Below are 15,950 nucleotides of genomic sequence, written 5' to 3' on the forward strand. Positions count from 1 at the left end.
GCTCGCCATAAGAATAAAAGGAGCGCTCCATGTCTCTGGCCGAAATCCGCCTGGATGACAAATACCGCCTCGCCACGGGTCACCTGTACCTGACCGGCACCCAGGCGCTGACCCGCCTGCCCATGCTGCAGAAGCAGCGTGACGCTGCCTTCGGACTCAATACCGCCTGCTTCATTTCCGGCTATCGCGGCTCGCCCTTGGGCGGCCTGGACAAGAGCCTTTGGGACGCACGCGAGTACCTGAAGGAAAACCACATCCACTTTCAGCCTGGCGTCAACGAGGAGCTGGGCGCCACCGCGGTGTGGGGCAGCCAGCAGGCCAATCTGTTCCCCGGCGCCCGCTACGACGGCGTGTTCGCCATGTGGTACGGCAAGGGCCCGGGCGTCGACCGCAGCGGCGACGTGTTCAAGCATGGCAACTCGGCCGGTGTGTCCAAGTACGGTGGCGTGCTGCTGCTGGCCGGCGACGACCATGGCTGCAAGTCCTCGACCATCGCCCACCAGAGCGAGCACGCCTTCATCGCCGCTTCGATTCCGGTGCTCAACCCGGCCAACGTTCAGGAAGTTCTGGACTACGGCATCATCGGCTGGGAACTGTCGCGCTACAGCGGTTGCTGGGTAGCGTTGAAGACCATCGCCGAGAATGTCGACTCCTCGGCTGTGGTGGATGTCGACCCGCTGCGTATCCAGGTGAAGATTCCCGAGAATTTCCAGTTGCCGGAAGACGGCGTGCACATCCGCTGGCCCGACCCGCCCCTGGCCCAGGAAAAGCGCCTCAACGTCTACAAGATCTACGCCGCGCGCGCCTTCGCCTTGGCCAACAACCTCAATCAGGTCAAGCTTGATTCGCCCAACCCGCGCTTGGGAATCATCACCACCGGCAAGTCCTACCTCGACGTGCGCCAGGCGCTGGATGATCTCGGACTGGACGAGGCGCTGTGCGCCAAGGTCGGCCTGCGCGTGCTCAAGGTCGGCATGAGCTGGCCGCTGGAACCGGTGTCGGTGCACCAGTTCGCCGAGGGCCTGGATGAAATCCTGGTGGTGGAAGAAAAGCGCAGCATCATCGAGGATCAACTGACCGGGCAGCTGTACAACTGGCCGGTAGGCAAGCGCCCACGGGTGGTCGGCGAGTTCGATGAGCAGGGCAATTCGTTGCTGCCCAACCTCGGCGAGCTGACCCCGGCGATGATCGCCCGGGTGATCGCCAAGCGTCTGGCGCCGATCTACAGCAGCCCGACCATCGAGGAGCGCCTGGCCTTCCTCGATGCCAAGGAAAAGGCCCTGGCCGCGCCCAAGCACAACACGGTGCGCACCCCGCATTTCTGCTCCGGTTGCCCGCACAACAGCTCGACCAAGGTGCCGGAGGGCAGCCGCGCCCTCGGCGGTATCGGCTGTCATTACATGACCCAGTGGATGGATCGCAGAACCGACACCTTCACCCAGATGGGCGGCGAGGGTGCCACCTGGATCGGCCAGGCGCCGTTCACCGACACGCCGCACGTGTTCCAGAACCTCGGCGACGGTACCTACTTCCACTCCGGCCATCTGGCTCTGCGCGCGGCCGTGGCCGCCGGGGTCAACATCACCTACAAGATTCTCTACAACGACGCGGTGGCCATGACCGGCGGCCAGCCCATCGACGGCGAGCTGCGCATCGACCAGCTCAGTCAGCAGGTGTACGCAGAGGGCGTGAAACGCATCGCCCTGGTCTCGGACGAGCCGGACAAGTACCCGACCCGCGCCACCTTCGCGCCCATCGTCACCTTCCACCATCGTCGCGAGCTGGATGCCGTGCAGCGCGAGTTGCGCGAGTTCAAGGGCGTCTCGGTGATCCTCTACGACCAGACCTGCGCCACCGAGAAGCGCCGCCGGCGCAAGCGCGGCAAGATGGTCGATCCGGCCAAGCGCGCCTTCATCAACCCGGCGGTGTGCGAGGGCTGTGGCGACTGCAGCGTGAAATCCAACTGCCTTTCGGTACTGCCGCTGGAAACCGAACTGGGGCGCAAGCGCGAGATCGACCAGAGTGCCTGCAACAAGGACTTTAGTTGCCTTGAAGGTTTCTGCCCGAGCTTCGTCACCGTGCATGGCGGCAGCCTGCGCAAGCCCGAGGCCGTGGGCCTGGGAGCCTTGTTCATCGCCGTGCCGGAGCCGAAGCAACCGGCCCTGAACCGCCCATGGAACATCCTTCTGCCGGGCGTTGGCGGCAGTGGCGTGACCACAGTCGGCGCACTGCTGGGCATGGCCGCGCATATCGAAGGCAAGGGTTGCACCGTGCTCGATCAGGCGGGTCTGGCGCAGAAGTTCGGCCCGGTGATCACCCATATCCGCATCGCCGCGCGGCAGAGCGACATCTACGCGGTGCGCATCGCCGCCGGGGAAACCGACCTGCTGCTGGGCTGCGATCTGGTGGTGTCGTCCAGTGAAGAGGCGCTGGCCAAGCTCAACGACAAGATCGCCCATGCGGTGGTCAACAGTCATGAAGCGGCCACAGCCGAGTTCACCCGCAACCCGGACGCCCAGGTGCCTGGCGCGGCCATGCGTGCGGCGATCAGCGAGGCGGTAGGCGAGGGCAAGACCCGCTTCGTCGACGCCACGCGCCTGGCAACACGGCTGCTCGGGGACAGCATCGCCACCAACCTGTTCATGCTCGGCTATGCCTACCAGAAAGGACTGGTGCCGGTCTCGGCCGAGGCGATCAACAAGGCCATCGAACTCAATGGTGTGGCCGTCGAACTCAATCAGCAGGCCTTCCTCTGGGGCCGTCGCGCTGCGCATGACCTGGCCGCAGTGGAGAAAGTCGCCGCACCCAAGGTGGTCGAAGCGCCGCACTGCAGCACACTCGAGGAGATCGTCGCCGATCGCATGCAGCGCCTGACCGCCTACCAGAATGCGGCCTATGCCGAGCGCTATCGGGAGCTGGTCGAGCGTGTGCGCAAGGCCGACAGCGATACCGAGCAGCGCCTGAGCAAGGCCGTGGCGCGCTACTACTTCAAGCTCCTGGCCTACAAGGACGAGTACGAGGTGGCGCGGCTGTACAGCGACGAGACCTTCCGCAAGCAGCTCGAAGCCCAGTTCGAAGGCGACTACCGCCTGCAGTTCCACCTGGCTCCGAGCTGGCTGAGCAAGCCGGATGCAGTGACGGGGGAGCCGCGCAAGCGCAGCTTCGGCCCATGGATGCTCAAGGCCTTCGGTGTGCTGGCGCGCTTCAAGTTCCTGCGCGGCAGCGTGCTCGATCCGTTCGGCCACAGCGCCGAGCGCCGTCTGGAGCGCGAGCTGATCGAGGAGTACGAGGCCAACGTGGCCTATCTGCTCGCCGAGCTGAATGACGGCAACTACCGCACCGCGGTGGCGCTGGCCGAGATTCCTGAGCAGATCCGCGGCTACGGTCACGTCAAGGAAGCGGCGCTGGCCAAGGCGCGTGAGCAGGCGGATCAGCTCAAGGCGCGTCTGACCGTCAGCGAAATTGCCGCGGTGCAGCTATTCGAGCCGGCTGCCTGAGTCTCAACCCCATCCCTTTGCCACCCTCTCCGTGCAGGAGGGGGGCGGCTTTTTATATCCGAGGTAAACCCGATGTCTGTTTTCACTCACGTCGACTTCGATCAGCATGAACAGGTGGTCTATGGCCACGACAAGGCCAGTGGCCTGAAAGCCATCATCGCCATTCACGACAGCACCCTCGGCCCGGCGCTGGGTGGTTGCCGCATGTGGAACTACGCCACGGACGAGGAGGCGCTGCGCGATGTGCTGCGCCTGTCGCGCGGCATGACCTACAAATCGGCGCTGGCGCGTTTGCCACTGGGTGGCGGCAAGGCGGTGATCATTGGCGACCCGCACACCGGCAAGAGCGAGGCCTTGTTCCAGGCCATGGGCGATTTTGTCGACAGCCTGGGTGGGCGCTATGTCACTGCGGCGGATTCCGGTACCGGCGTAGCCGAGATGCGCATCATGGCCGAGCGCACCCGTCATGTGGCTGGCGCCGGGCAACGTGAGGCGTTCGATGGTGGTAGCCGTGACGGCGATCCGTCGCCCTCGACCGCCTATGGCGTCTTCATCGGTATCCAGGCGGCCGTGGCGCATCGCCTTGGGCGGAACGATCTTGAAGGCGTGCGGGTGGCCATCCAAGGCGTCGGTCAGGTTGGTTTCGGCCTGGCCAAACTGCTCAAGGAGGCCGGCGCCCAGCTATGGGTGACGGATATCGTCGAGGCCAATGTACAGCGTGCGGTCAGTCAGCTGGGAGCCGTCGCAGTCAGCCAGCACGAGATCTACCGTCTCGATGTGGACGTGTTCGCACCGTGCGCCTTGGGCGCCATCATCAATCTGCAGAGTCTCGAAGCGCTGCGCGCGCCGATCATCGCCGGCGCGGCCAACAACCAGCTGGCCGATGCCAGCCTGGCCGAGCTGCTGCGCCGTCGGGAATGCCTGTACGCACCGGACTATGCGATCAACGCCGGCGGCATCATTGATGTCTGCTACGAGCGTACCGGCGGTACTGCGGCTGAGCTAAAGGCGCATATCGAAGGCATCGGCCCGACCCTGACGGAGATCTTCCAGCGTGCCGAGCGCGAAGGCGCGACCACCACCGCGATTGCCGACCGCATGGCACTGGAACGCTTGCGCGGCGGTCTGCAGCCTGCGCGTGCTGCAGTGGCTGCCAGGGTCGTGTCCCAGGGGTGGCAGCGTTAGGAAGTGAGCGGTGGCAGCATGACAAATGCGCGCGCCGCCGCTAAGATGCGCCCCGGCCGTTGCCAATACGGCCGTGTCCCCTTAGTTCAACGGATAGAATAAGCCCCTCCTAAGGGCTAGATGCTGGTTCGATTCCAGCAGGGGACGCCACGATTCTATCAACGAAAAAGCCGGCTCTTGCAGCCGGCCTTTTCGTTTCTAGGTAGTCGCCATGGCGCGCGGCCATGCTGAAGTTGCGCAGCTCCACACCCAGGCCCGGTTGCGCGCGCTAGGATCGTCGCTCTGGCAGCAGGCAGGCGACCGTCAGGCGAATAAGCCGGTCCGTGTTCGTCGGCAGCAGGCCGAGCTTGTTAGGGGAGATGACACCGTCAGAAGGACAGAAGGCTTGTACGCGCAAGCCTTCTGTACGCTGGCATCAGGCCTGATGCCGTTCTTCCGCCATGCAGGCAGCTGCAGTGAACAGGGCATCGGTGGAGGAGTTGAGCGCGGTTTCCGCCGAGTCCTGGACGATGCCGATGATGAAGCCGATGGCGACGATCTGCATGGCCACTTCGTTGGGGATACCGAACAGGCTGCAGGCCAGCGGAATCAGCAGCAGCGAGCCGCCCGCCACGCCCGAGGCGCCACATGCACTGATCGAAGCCAGGACGCTCAGCAGCAGGGCGGTGGGCAGATCAACGGCGATGCCCAGGGTATGCACCGCGGCCATGGTCAGGACGATGATGGTGATCGCAGCGCCGGCCATGTTGATGGTGGCGCCCAGCGGGATGGATACCGAGTAGGTTTCCTCGTGCAGGCCCAGGCGCTGGCACAGCTGCAGGTTGACCGGGATGTTGGCGGCCGAGCTGCGGGTGAAGAAGGCGGTGATGCCGCTTTCACGCAGGCAGGTGAACACCAGGGGGTAGGGGTTGCGGCGGATCTTCCAGTAGACCAGTGCCGGGTTGATGATCAGCGCGACCAGCAACATGCAGCCGACCAGTACCACCAGCAGGTGCAGGTAACCGAGCAATGCGTCGAAACCGGACTCGGCCAGAGTCGCGGCGACCAGGCCGAAGATGCCCAGGGGCGCCAGGCGAATCACCAGCTTGACGACGGCGGTCACGCCGTTGGCCAGATCACCCAGCAGTTGCTTGCTGCCGGCGCCAGCGTGGCGGAAGGCGAAACCGAGGCCGATGGCCCAGGCCAGGATGCCGATGAAGTTGCCGCGCAGCAGCGCATTGACCGGGTTGTCGACCACGTTCATCAGCAGCGTCTTCAGGACCTCACCGATACCCCCAGGCGGCGTGAGCTCGGCAACCTGGCTGCTCAGTACCAGCGATGACGGAAAGGCGAAACTGGCCACGACCGCGACCAGCGCGGCGCTGAAGGTGCCGATCAGATACATCAGCAGAATCGGGCGGATATGAGTCTGCTGGCCGTGCTGATGATTGGCGATGGACGACATCACCAGAATGAACACCAGCACCGGAGCGACCGCCTTGAGTGCAGAGACGAACACGTTGCCGATGAACGCAACGGACAGTGCCGCCTGCGGGGCTGCAACGGCGAGCGCGATACCTGCGAGCAGGCCGATGATGATCTGCGTCACCAGGCTGGTACGGTTGAGGAACTGCAGGACAGGGTGCATGGCTTGGGACATCGCGTGGTTCTCTGGTTGCTGGGCACGTTGCAGGTCGCGTCGGGCCTGGATCGAGAGGCATTTCTGCATGGCCTGCGGAAGGCTTGCCGAAAAATAGCGCGCGACTCTAGCACAGCCTCGCCTGGCTTCGAGCCAGCGAGCGCGCATATGGGCGACAGGGCGCAAGCCCGTGTCGCATCTCGGTAAGCTTTGCCGGCCTGGATGGCGCATTAACGAATCGGCATTCACTGTGGGCGTCGAAGGCCGGAATCGAGGCCTGGGACGTCATCCAACCAATCAAGTCGAGCAGTTGGCGCTACTCTGTACCTTATGGGTGGCCATCGGCGTCTGAGACATTGCGGACCGACATCGAACTGTCTGCTGCGCAATTCATCGAAGGCCTTATCGCCAAATACCATGAGTTAATCCGCTTCCGGGATGGAACAGCGCTTTGCAAGCGTCCCGTGCCGACTGGCCAGTCCTGAATCATTGTTACCCAGTACAAGGAGCTTTACCCGCCAATGCGCCTGATCTGGAAGTCATTCCGCTCGCTGTATTTCGCCACTTTGCTGATGTTGCTCGGCTCCGGTCTGCTCAGTACCTACCTGGCGCTGCGTCTGGCCAATACGGTGGACGGTCTGTGGGTAGGTGCATTGATGGCGGCCAACTACCTGGGTCTTGTGGTCGGCGGCAAGCTGGGACATCGGCTGATCGCGCGGGTCGGGCACATTCGTGCGTATGTCGCGTGCGCCGGGGTGGTGACGGCGGCAGTGCTGGGGCACGGCCTGGTGGAATGGCTGCCGTTCTGGCTGTTTCTGCGTCTGCTGGTTGGCCTTGGCATGATGTGCCAGTACATGGTGATCGAAAGCTGGCTGAACGAGCAGGCCGAAGCCAAGCAGCGTGGCCTGGTGTTCAGCGGCTATATGGCGGCGTCCTACCTGGGCCTGATCCTGGGTCAGCTTGCCCTGGTCCTGCACCCGACGCTGGGACTGGAACTGCTGATGCTGGTGGCTCTGTGCTTTGCCCTGTGCCTGGTGCCGGTGGCGCTGACCCGACGGGTGCACCCGGCCCCCCTGCACCCGGCGCCGCTGGAGATGCGCTTCTTCCTCGGACGGGTGCCGCTGTCGCTGACCACGATCTCCGTGGCCGGTCTGCTGATCGGCTCGTTCTACGGCCTGGCGCCGCTTTACGCTACGCGCATGGGGCTCTCTACCGAGCAGGTGGGTCTGTTCATGGGCTGCTGCATTCTGGCCGGGCTGCTGGTGCAGTGGCCGTTGGGCTGGTTGTCGGATCGGCGTGACCGGGTGCGGCTGATTCGCGGCTGTGCAGTGCTGCTGCTGTTGAGTGCGGCGCCGCTGGCTGCCCTGCCCGAGGTGTTCATCGGCTTGCTGTTCGGTATCGGCTTTCTGGTCAGCGTGATGCAGTTCAGTCTCTATCCGCTTGCCGTGGCGCTGGCCAATGACCACGTCGAGCCGGAGCGCCGGGTGTCGCTGACGGCGATGCTGCTGGTCATCTTCGGTGTCGGTGCCTGCGTCGGGCCGCTGCTGGCGGGCGTGTTGATGCGTTTCTATGGGCCCAACATGCTTTACGTATTTTTCTGTTTCTGCGCGTTGATCCTGATCTGGCGGATCCGCCCCGAGGTGGTGACCAATCGCCACCAGGTCGACAACGCTCCGGTACAGCACGTGGCGATGCCCGGCAACGTGGCCAGCTCGCCGCTGGTCGCGGCACTCGATCCACGGGTGGATGAGCAGACCGTGCAGGAACAGATGCAGGAGCCGGCTGCTGCCGCAGCTGAAGATGATCAGGAAAAGGGGCAGGGCGCTCAGTAGGGCGCCTGCAGCTGGGCCTACAAGGGGTCGTCGCTCTCGGTGCGGCGAGCCTCACGCTGCAGCTGATAGACGAAACGCTCGACCTGGCGTTGTTCCAGACCATTGATGCGGTGGAAGCGTGTGCCGACGAAGGTCATGTCGACCTTTTCCTCGTAATGCACATGGCGGATTTCCACGGCGCAGGTCAGATCGCCGAAGGGCAGATAGGCTGTGAGGCGTTCGTGTACCTGGCCGCTGCTAAACTGCTGGGTGATATTGCCGGCAAAGCGCAGCTTGCAGCCGCTGGCCGAGATATCCAGCAGATGGCCTGACAACGGCTCACGCAGCTTGTCGCCACTGAGAACCACCTTGATCAGATCACCCAGTTTCAGCTGGGCGCGATAAGCGCTGCGCCGCTGGTGATAGATCACTTCGGTGGGCAGAGGGGTCCAGTAGCACGGCGCCCCATCGAGTTCGCCGATCTGTGCGTCGTGCCCACAGCTCCAGGCCACTCGAACACCATCGCGGTAAGCCTCGACATCGAAGGCTTCACCCTGCTTCAGAAAACGTTCGCCATCGGTTGGGATGATCTCATCCAGCGCTATGCGGGCGCGGTCCTTATCGATTTCGACAAGATAGCTTTGAAAGCGCTGGCCACGGTCCTTGAACTGGATAATCAGGGGGTCATGGTTTTGCTGCAACTGACGCAGGGTCGCAATGATCTCGACGGATGTCTTGAGCACCTTGGGCGGTTGAGGACCGCTCTCGTCGTTGAACGCGCTGGACACAGTTCGTAACTCTCCGAGTCATGGACTACACGGCACCAGCATACTGGCAGAATGCCGGTATGTCCCTGTGCTTTTTTTGTATTGCGGTGGTCACGCCTGGCTGAGAGGCCTTTGCTGGGCGATTCTAGCGGCCGTACCACGGCTGTCATAGAGACCGGGCGTTTCGCCGCCGCGCAGAATGCCGAGAACGCTGCGAACTGAGGCCTGATTGGCGCGGATCAAGCGGCCATTGCGCAGATTGGCCTCCTGGCAACGCTGCAGCAGGGCGGACAGTTCTCCGCTGCGAGCGAGCAGCTGATCACCTACGGACGATTTGCCTGCGAGTGCGCTGAGCCCTTCTTGATCGGCGCTCAGGCCGGCGCTTTGCAGCAGGCGGCTGCGGTCGCTGCCATGCTGCTGGAGCAGGGCGAGCAGCGGCTGCTTCTCGTTGAGCAGGGTATCCAGGCGGGGCAGGTCACGCTCGGTGAGTGCCTGGAATTCGTTATCGATCAGCTCAAGCAATTGCTCGGCGGTGCCGATATCGGCGATGAACAGATCAAGCAGGGCTGTATCGTGCATGGCGGGCTCTTGGGGATCGGGCGTCCAACACCCCCAGCGCAGCCCTGGGACTAGCGCTGGGATTCGAAATCGAGCAGTTTCTGGGCGACGCGTTTGCTGTCGACCTGATAGCTGCCGTCGGCGATGGCCTGTTTCAGCTGGGCCACGCGCTCCTTGTTGACGATAGGCTGAGCACGCAGCTTCTCGCTGATTGCCTGCAACTGCTTTGCCTCGCGGCTCAGTTGCACGGGTTCTCCGCTCTTGGCGTTGGTTTGTTCATCGGTACCGGTGACAGGCGCCTTGCTCGGCTGTGCCGACTCACTGCGATTGCCAGCTTGAGTTGCGCCGGTACGCCCCGCACTGGCGGGTGTATTGGCATTGTTCAGCCGGTTGAAGTCGATGACCATGATGCAGAACCTCGGACGATATGGTGGACGCTTGCCATGCTTTTCGGCCGCGGCCGGCAAAACTTTAGGATTAATTTCATCGCGTCATTCAACAGTGTAGGGAATCGCCTGACCTTTGCGCTACAAGAAACATGCCTACATGGAAACTTCCACCTGGCCTGGGCCGACGACGCGTGCACGAACCACCCGCTGCGAACGCAGGTTGCGAACATTGATCTGCTCGCCGGGGGCGCCGTTCGTCAGGGCCTCGCCAGGCATGCGTACGCTCACAGTGGTGCCGCGAGCACTGATGACGACCTGATCACCGCGCCGTATGACCTCTGCGACCTGCAGATGGCTGGGAGCCAGAACCTGATCACCGCCCAGCTGGCGCGTCAATTTCTTGCCGATCGCCTGCGCGGGGTCCGTCAGGAAGTTTTGACCGAGCGTCCCGATGTCGCGTTCCATCATGCTCAGATCTGCCGCCTTGATCACGCTCATGCGCTTGAGGGGACGGGTCACCACGACGACCTGCCGGTACAGGCGTACTTCAGCCGGCACGAACACGGTCCAGGGGGCAGTGCCGTCGCAGCGTACTCTCGTGGTCACACGGCCCAGCGGCTGCGCCGGGCTCTCCAGCGTTGTGGTCAGTGGTCGATCGCACAGAGGCAGACGCAACCTGGGGTCGAGCCGATTGACACGAATTTCATGGCGGCCCTGAATTTCGCTACGCTGTAGATATTCAGTGGTTACCTGCTCAAGAAAGGACTCGGTGGCGCCGATAAGCTGTTCGGTGCTGGTGAAAGTCGCAGCCGCAGTAGTGTTGTAGCCGAGGATGGGCAAAGCGAGTACAACGGGCAAAGAGACGAGGCACTTTGCCATTAGCTGACGGAATGATGACGTTCTTGGCTTCATGATCAATGCAAAGCAAGCCCCGTGCCGCCTGCTAGGCTGCTGGAGGCAGGCGTTACCAAAACGATAAGGAGTCCGGGCATGGCCGGGTTGATGGATTCGGTTAACCAGCGCACGCAGCTGGTAGGGCAGAACCGTTTGGAGTTGCTGTTGTTCCGCCTGGAAGGCCCACAGCTTTATGGGATCAACGTATTCAAGGTGAAGGAGGTGCTGCAGTGCCCCAATCTCACCATCATGCCCAAATCCAGCCAGGTGGTGCGGGGCGTGGCCAACATTCGTGGTGGCACCATTCCTATCCTTGACCTGTCCATCGCCACCGGGCGGGCAGCGCTTAAAGATCTGAAGTCCAGTTTCGTCATCATTACCGAATACAACACCAAGGTTCAGGGCTTTCTGGTGCGTTCGGTGGAACGTATCGTCAACATGAACTGGGAGGAGATCCATCCGCCACCCAAGGGAACCGGGCGCGATCACTACCTGACCGCCGTCACGCGGCTCGACCAGCAGCTGGTCGAGATCATCGATGTCGAGAAGATTCTCGCCGAGGTTGCGCCGACCTCCGAAGTGATCTCCGAAGGGGTCATCGATGATCAGGTGCAGAGTCAGGCGGTAACCAAGCATGTGCTGATCGTCGATGACTCTTCGGTGGCGCGCAAACAGGTCGTGCGTTGCCTGCAAACGGTCGGTGTCGAGGTTACCGCGTTGAACGATGGGCGGGAGGCACTCAATTACCTCAAGAGCATGGCGGACGAGGGACGTTATCCCGACAAGGAATTGCTGATGCTGATCTCCGACATCGAGATGCCCGAGATGGACGGATATACACTGACAACGGAGATTCGTAGCGATCCGCGCATGCAGAAGCTGTATATCCTCCTGCATACTTCGCTTTCTGGTGTGTTCAACCAGGCGATGGTGAAGAAGGTCGGTGCTGACGACTTCCTGGCCAAATTCAAGCCAGATGATCTGGCGGCGCGTGTAGTCGATCGCATTCGCGAATCGGATGGGGGCTGAAGGAGCGACCTTCGGCGAACGTTATGGTAGGTGAGGCGGCCCTAGTGTCTTCAGGTAACTTGGATTTCGAGCAGTTCCGGACTTTCCTGGAAAAGGCCTGCGGTATTCTGCTTGGCAGCAACAAGCAGTATCTGGTCTCCAGCCGTCTGAACAAGCTAATGGAACAGAACGGCATCAAGACCCTGGGCGAGCTGGTGCAGCGCATGCAGAGCCAGCCGCGCGGCGGGCTGCGCGAGCAGGTGGTGGATGCCATGACCACCAATGAGACCTTGTGGTTTCGCGACACCTATCCCTTCGAGGTGCTCAAGAGCCGTGTGCTGCCGGAGTTGATCAAGGCCTACCCGGGGCAGCGCCTGCGTATCTGGTCGGCCGCCTGCTCGTCCGGGCAGGAGCCATACTCGCTGTCGATGGCCATCGATGAGTTCGAGCGTACCAACCTCGGTCAGCTCAAGGCCGGGGTCCAGATCGTCGCCACCGATCTTTCGCCTTCGATGCTGGCCAACTGCAAGTCCGGTGAATACGACAGCCTGGCCATGGGACGCGGTCTTTCGCAGGAGCGACTGCAGCGCTACTTCGATCCCAAGGGGCCGGGGCGCTGGCAGGTCAAGGCGCCGATCAAGAGCCGCGTCGAGTTCCGTCCGCTCAACCTGCTGGACAGCTATGCGGTGTTGGGCAAGTTCGACATCGTGTTCTGCCGAAACGTGCTGATCTACTTCTCTGCAGAGGTGAAGAAGGACATCCTCACGCGTATCCACGCGACGCTGAAACCGGGTGGTTACCTGTTCCTTGGTGCCTCCGAGGCGCTCAATGGCCTACCGGACAAGTATCAGATGGTGCAGTGCAGTCCGGGGATCATTTACAAAGCCAAGTAGACACGAGAAGTGTCTGTTTCGCAAACGGGAGACCATAGGTCTCCCGTTTGCTTTTCCGGGGTTTGAATACCCCCCCCAGCCGCCCTTGGTGATCCAGGCGGGCGGCAATCTCCACACCAGGCTTTGCCGCTTGCTTGCCAGCAGGCGGAAAGCCCTTGCCGCTTTGCCGCTTCATACGCCTGATTTTTTATACAAGTTATTGAATTTGTTGAACTAAATAACTTGGCATGGCCTTTGCTGAATAGCTCGCAACAGTGACCACATGGCCTTAGCGGCAAAGGTTCGGAACATGAGCATCAACTTCGGCAAAGCACTTGGCATCCACGAACAGGCACTCGGTTTCCGCTCTCAGCGCGCCGAGATCCTGGCAAACAACATCGCCAACGCGGATACCCCGAACTACAAGGCGCGCGATCTGGATTTCGCCAGCGTACTGGCCGAACAGAGCAACCGCATGCAGCGTGGCAGTGTTTCTCTGAACCGTACCGACAGCCGTCATATCCCTGCCGAAGGCGTGAACACCGGCGACGCCGAACTGCCTTACCGCACCCCGTTCCATGCCTCGATGGATCAGAACACCGTCGACCTGCAGATCGAGCAGTCGAACTACGCCGAGAATGCCGTGCAGTTCCAGGCCAGCTTCACCTTTCTCAACAACAAGTTCAAAGGGCTGACCGCGGCCCTGCGCGGCGAATAAGGAGCGCGACCATGTCCCTTGCCAGTGTTTTCAATATCGCCGGAACCGGCATGAGCGCCCAGAGCACTCGCCTGAACACCATTTCCAGCAACATCGCCAACGCCGAGACCGTGTCTTCGAGCCTGGATCAGACCTACCGCGCCCGCCACCCGGTCTTCGCCACCGTGTTCCAGCAGGCGCAGGGCGGCGATCGTGGTTCGCTGTTCGCCGAACAGGACGAGGCCGGACGTGGTGTCCAGGTGCTGGGCGTGATCGAGGATCAGAGCAGCCTGATGCCGCGCTACGAGCCGGATCATCCGATGGCCAACGCCGATGGCTACGTCTACTACCCGAACGTCAACGTGGTCGAGGAAATGGCCGACATGATCTCTGCCAGTCGCGCCTTCCAGACCAACGTGGAAATGATGAATACCGCCAAACAGATGCTGCAGCGTGTGCTGACCCTGGGTCAGTAACGTATCGAGGAGACTAGGGATGAGCACAGTAAGCGGCGCGAGTTCGGTACTGGATCAGTACCAGATCAAGCAGGACACCAAGCAGAGCAAGGATCTGGGCAAGAACGAGTTCCTCAATCTGCTGGTTGCACAGTTGAACAACCAGAACCCGCTGGAGCCGCAGGGTAACGGCGAGTTCATCGCCCAGTTGGCCCAGTTCAGTCAGGTGGAGGGGGTCGAGAAGCTCAACGCCAGCATGGGAACGCTGCTCTCGACCTATCAGTCCTCGCAGGCCCTGCAGGCTTCTTCGCTGGTCGGGCGCAAGGTGATCGTGCCGAGCGAGAAGGCGGTGGTCGACACCAGCGAGAGTTTCAAGGCGAGCACCATACTGCCGGTCAGCAGCAGCAACGTGTATGTCAATGTCTACGACAACTCGGGGGCGCTGGTAACGCGCATCAACCTCGGTGAGCAGGCCGCCGGCAACGTCAGCTTCATCTGGGATGGCAAGGATGCTGACGGCAATGTCGCTCCGCCGGGGACCTACAAGTTCGAGGCGCAGGCCACTTACGGTAGTGAAACCAAGGGACTTTACACCCTGCTGCCGGCCAACGTCGACAGCGTCACGCTGGGTGGCAATGAGCTGATGCTCAATCTTGCCGGCCTGGGCAGCGTTCCTCTTTCTCAAGTGCAGGTCATCGGCCAATAACTATTGCCGCCGGCAGTTCCGGCAAAGGAGTTTTCCATGTCGTTCAATATTGGTCTTAGCGGTCTGCGTGCCGCGACCGGCGACCTCAACGTCACCGGCAACAATATCGCCAACGCCGGTACCGCAGGCTTCAAGCAGTCGCGTGCCGAGTTCGCCGACGTCTACGCCGCCTCCGTACTGGGTACGGGCAAGAACGCGCAGGGCAGCGGTGTGCTGCTGGCCGATGTTTCGCAGTTGTTCAACCAGGGCAACATCAACTACACCAACAACGCTCTGGATCTGGCCATCAACGGCAATGGCTTCTTCATGACCAGCAACAACGGCGAGATCGGCTATACCCGTGCCGGTTACTTCGGCACGGATCGTGATGGCTACATCGTCAACAACTTCGGCTACCGCCTGCAGGGTTATGCCGCCGATGAAACCGGCAATATCCTGCCGGTGCAGGACGATCTGCGTATCAGTGCGGGTCAGCAGGAGCCTCGGGCGACGACTACGGTCACGCAGCGGACCAACCTGAACTCCAATGCCGTCCGTCCTGCCAATGCCGGAACCATGGCGGCTCCGACCTTCGACCCGAGCGACTCGAAGTCCTTCAACTGGTCGACCTCTACCAATATCTACGACGCGCAGGGCAATGCCCACGTGATGACTCAGTACTTCGTCAAGAACGAAGCGCCGGCCAACAACGGTTGGGTCATGCATGTGCTGATCGATGGCGTGAATCCGCGTGATCCATCCAGTACCCAGCCGTTCAGCTATGCGGTGAACTACGATGCTGCCGGGCAGTTGGCCACGCCGGCAATCACGCCGCTGGCCAGTGTGCCGGCCAACCCGGCGCTGGACGCTCCGGCCATTCCCGGCGGCACACCCAACGGCATCTTCGTTCTGGCGGATACCGATTGGGTGCCGGCCGAGATAGATCCCCTCAACCCGGGGACCATGGTGCCTAACGGTGCTGACAGCGATTCCTTCACTTTCGATATGCGGGGTTCGACCCAGTACGCGGCGTCCTTCGGGGTCAATGCCGTCAGCCAGGATGGCTATACCACCGGGCAGCTTGCGGGTATCGAAATCGACGATACCGGGGTGATCTTCGCCCGCTACACAAACGGTCAGTCCAAGGTGCAGGGGCAGGTGCTGCTGGCCAACTTCGCCAACGTTCAGGGATTGACGCCAGTGGGCAAGACCGCCTGGGCGCAATCGTTCGCGTCCGGCGAACCGGTGATCGGTACGCCGCGCAGCAGCACCCTGGGGGCTCTGCAGGCGGGCGCGCTGGAGGATTCCAACGTCGAGCTGTCTGATCAGCTGGTGAACCTGATCGTGGCGCAGCGCAACTACCAGGCCAACGCCAAGACCATCGAAACCGAAAGCGCCATTACCCAGACCATCATCAACCTGCGTTGATGAGGGCTGACTGAACGAAGCGGCAAGCCAGGCTTGCCGCTTTGCCGTTTCGGGAGCGGCAAAACCTCGCCGTCCGTCCTCGGGGC

Annotated in this window: 14 protein-coding genes and 1 tRNA gene; 10 read left to right on the top strand and 5 right to left on the bottom strand. The window is 62.0% G+C overall.

Features of this window, described 5'->3' with window-relative positions; translation table 11 throughout:
* Positions 1–29: 29 nt before the first annotated feature.
* From OEG79_RS07785 to OEG79_RS07795, 3 genes are all read left to right on the top strand, one after another.
* On the top strand, positions 30–3,497 hold the full coding sequence (locus OEG79_RS07785) for an indolepyruvate ferredoxin oxidoreductase family protein (RefSeq protein WP_264148201.1): 3,468 nt from the start codon (positions 30–32) through the stop codon (positions 3,495–3,497).
* Between the two features lie 72 nt (positions 3,498–3,569).
* Entirely contained in the window at positions 3,570–4,682 is a 1,113-nt protein-coding gene (locus tag OEG79_RS07790; RefSeq protein ID WP_264148202.1) for a Leu/Phe/Val dehydrogenase, read from the top strand.
* Between the two features lie 75 nt (positions 4,683–4,757).
* Positions 4,758–4,832, top strand: a tRNA-Arg gene (locus OEG79_RS07795).
* Between the two features lie 265 nt (positions 4,833–5,097).
* On the opposite strand, the gene sstT is transcribed toward OEG79_RS07795, so the two are convergent.
* The gene (sstT, locus tag OEG79_RS07800) at positions 5,098–6,321 is read right to left on the bottom strand and encodes a serine/threonine transporter SstT (RefSeq protein ID WP_264148203.1); all 1,224 of its coding nucleotides are present in this window, start codon (positions 6,319–6,321) and stop codon (positions 5,098–5,100) included.
* A gap of 500 nt (positions 6,322–6,821) precedes the next feature.
* Between sstT and OEG79_RS07805 the strand changes: the two genes are divergently transcribed.
* Complete coding sequence (locus OEG79_RS07805) at positions 6,822–8,132, top strand: MFS transporter (protein ID WP_264148204.1); 1,311 nt, start codon at positions 6,822–6,824, stop codon at positions 8,130–8,132.
* Positions 8,133–8,149: 17 nt separating this feature from the next.
* Here OEG79_RS07805 and OEG79_RS07810 read toward each other — a convergent pair whose 3' ends face one another.
* From OEG79_RS07810 to flgA, 4 genes are all read right to left on the bottom strand, one after another.
* Positions 8,150–8,899: a flagellar brake protein gene (locus OEG79_RS07810; protein ID WP_264148205.1), complete on the bottom strand. Its 750-nt coding sequence runs from the start codon at positions 8,897–8,899 to the stop codon at positions 8,150–8,152.
* 90 nt (positions 8,900–8,989) lie between these two features.
* On the bottom strand, positions 8,990–9,457 hold the full coding sequence (locus OEG79_RS07815; RefSeq protein ID WP_264148206.1) for a flagella synthesis protein FlgN: 468 nt from the start codon (positions 9,455–9,457) through the stop codon (positions 8,990–8,992).
* A gap of 50 nt (positions 9,458–9,507) precedes the next feature.
* A complete protein-coding gene (gene flgM / locus OEG79_RS07820) occupies positions 9,508–9,843 on the bottom strand; it encodes a flagellar biosynthesis anti-sigma factor FlgM (protein ID WP_264148207.1) in 336 nt (111 codons plus the stop codon).
* Between the two features lie 135 nt (positions 9,844–9,978).
* Positions 9,979–10,737, bottom strand: a complete 759-nt coding sequence (flgA, locus tag OEG79_RS07825) for a flagellar basal body P-ring formation chaperone FlgA (RefSeq protein WP_264148208.1) — start codon at positions 10,735–10,737, stop codon at positions 9,979–9,981.
* A gap of 78 nt (positions 10,738–10,815) precedes the next feature.
* On the opposite strand from flgA, the gene OEG79_RS07830 reads away from it, so the two are divergent.
* The 6 genes from OEG79_RS07830 to flgE all read left to right on the top strand — a co-directional run bounded on the left by OEG79_RS07830 (position 10,816) and on the right by flgE (position 15,864).
* Entirely contained in the window at positions 10,816–11,748 is a 933-nt protein-coding gene (locus tag OEG79_RS07830; protein ID WP_264148209.1) for a chemotaxis protein CheV, read from the top strand.
* A gap of 44 nt (positions 11,749–11,792) precedes the next feature.
* Positions 11,793–12,620: a protein-glutamate O-methyltransferase CheR gene (gene cheR, locus OEG79_RS07835; RefSeq protein ID WP_264148210.1), complete on the top strand. Its 828-nt coding sequence runs from the start codon at positions 11,793–11,795 to the stop codon at positions 12,618–12,620.
* 289 nt (positions 12,621–12,909) lie between these two features.
* Positions 12,910–13,317: a flagellar basal body rod protein FlgB gene (flgB, locus tag OEG79_RS07840; protein WP_264148211.1), complete on the top strand. Its 408-nt coding sequence runs from the start codon at positions 12,910–12,912 to the stop codon at positions 13,315–13,317.
* 11 nt (positions 13,318–13,328) lie between these two features.
* Positions 13,329–13,772 (top strand): flagellar basal body rod protein FlgC, encoded by a 444-nt coding sequence (flgC, locus tag OEG79_RS07845; RefSeq protein ID WP_013714948.1) that lies wholly within the window; start codon positions 13,329–13,331, stop codon positions 13,770–13,772.
* Positions 13,773–13,791: 19 nt separating this feature from the next.
* Positions 13,792–14,457 (top strand): flagellar hook assembly protein FlgD, encoded by a 666-nt coding sequence (gene flgD / locus OEG79_RS07850; protein WP_264148212.1) that lies wholly within the window; start codon positions 13,792–13,794, stop codon positions 14,455–14,457.
* Between the two features lie 36 nt (positions 14,458–14,493).
* On the top strand, positions 14,494–15,864 hold the full coding sequence (gene flgE / locus OEG79_RS07855; protein ID WP_264148213.1) for a flagellar hook protein FlgE: 1,371 nt from the start codon (positions 14,494–14,496) through the stop codon (positions 15,862–15,864).
* Positions 15,865–15,950 lie beyond the last annotated feature (86 nt).

This window comes from Pseudomonas sp. Z8(2022) (genome assembly GCF_025837155.1).
GTDB lineage: Bacteria > Pseudomonadota > Gammaproteobacteria > Pseudomonadales > Pseudomonadaceae > Aquipseudomonas.

What these genes read in the sequence shown, in the direction of transcription:
- OEG79_RS07785 (WP_264148201.1), top strand. Translation starts at nt 30, where the DNA reads ATGTCTCTGGCCGAAATCCGCCTGGATGACAAATACCGCCTCGCCACG.
- OEG79_RS07790 (WP_264148202.1), top strand. Translation starts at nt 3,570, where the DNA reads ATGTCTGTTTTCACTCACGTCGACTTCGATCAGCATGAACAGGTGGTC.
- sstT (WP_264148203.1), bottom strand. Translation starts at nt 6,321, where the DNA reads ATGTCCCAAGCCATGCACCCTGTCCTGCAGTTCCTCAACCGTACCAGC.
- OEG79_RS07805 (WP_264148204.1), top strand. Translation starts at nt 6,822, where the DNA reads ATGCGCCTGATCTGGAAGTCATTCCGCTCGCTGTATTTCGCCACTTTG.
- OEG79_RS07815 (WP_264148206.1), bottom strand. Translation starts at nt 9,457, where the DNA reads ATGCACGATACAGCCCTGCTTGATCTGTTCATCGCCGATATCGGCACC.
- flgM (WP_264148207.1), bottom strand. Translation starts at nt 9,843, where the DNA reads ATGGTCATCGACTTCAACCGGCTGAACAATGCCAATACACCCGCCAGT.
- flgA (WP_264148208.1), bottom strand. Translation starts at nt 10,737, where the DNA reads ATGAAGCCAAGAACGTCATCATTCCGTCAGCTAATGGCAAAGTGCCTC.
- OEG79_RS07830 (WP_264148209.1), top strand. Translation starts at nt 10,816, where the DNA reads ATGGCCGGGTTGATGGATTCGGTTAACCAGCGCACGCAGCTGGTAGGG.
- flgB (WP_264148211.1), top strand. Translation starts at nt 12,910, where the DNA reads ATGAGCATCAACTTCGGCAAAGCACTTGGCATCCACGAACAGGCACTC.
- flgC (WP_013714948.1), top strand. Translation starts at nt 13,329, where the DNA reads ATGTCCCTTGCCAGTGTTTTCAATATCGCCGGAACCGGCATGAGCGCC.
- flgD (WP_264148212.1), top strand. Translation starts at nt 13,792, where the DNA reads ATGAGCACAGTAAGCGGCGCGAGTTCGGTACTGGATCAGTACCAGATC.
- flgE (WP_264148213.1), top strand. Translation starts at nt 14,494, where the DNA reads ATGTCGTTCAATATTGGTCTTAGCGGTCTGCGTGCCGCGACCGGCGAC.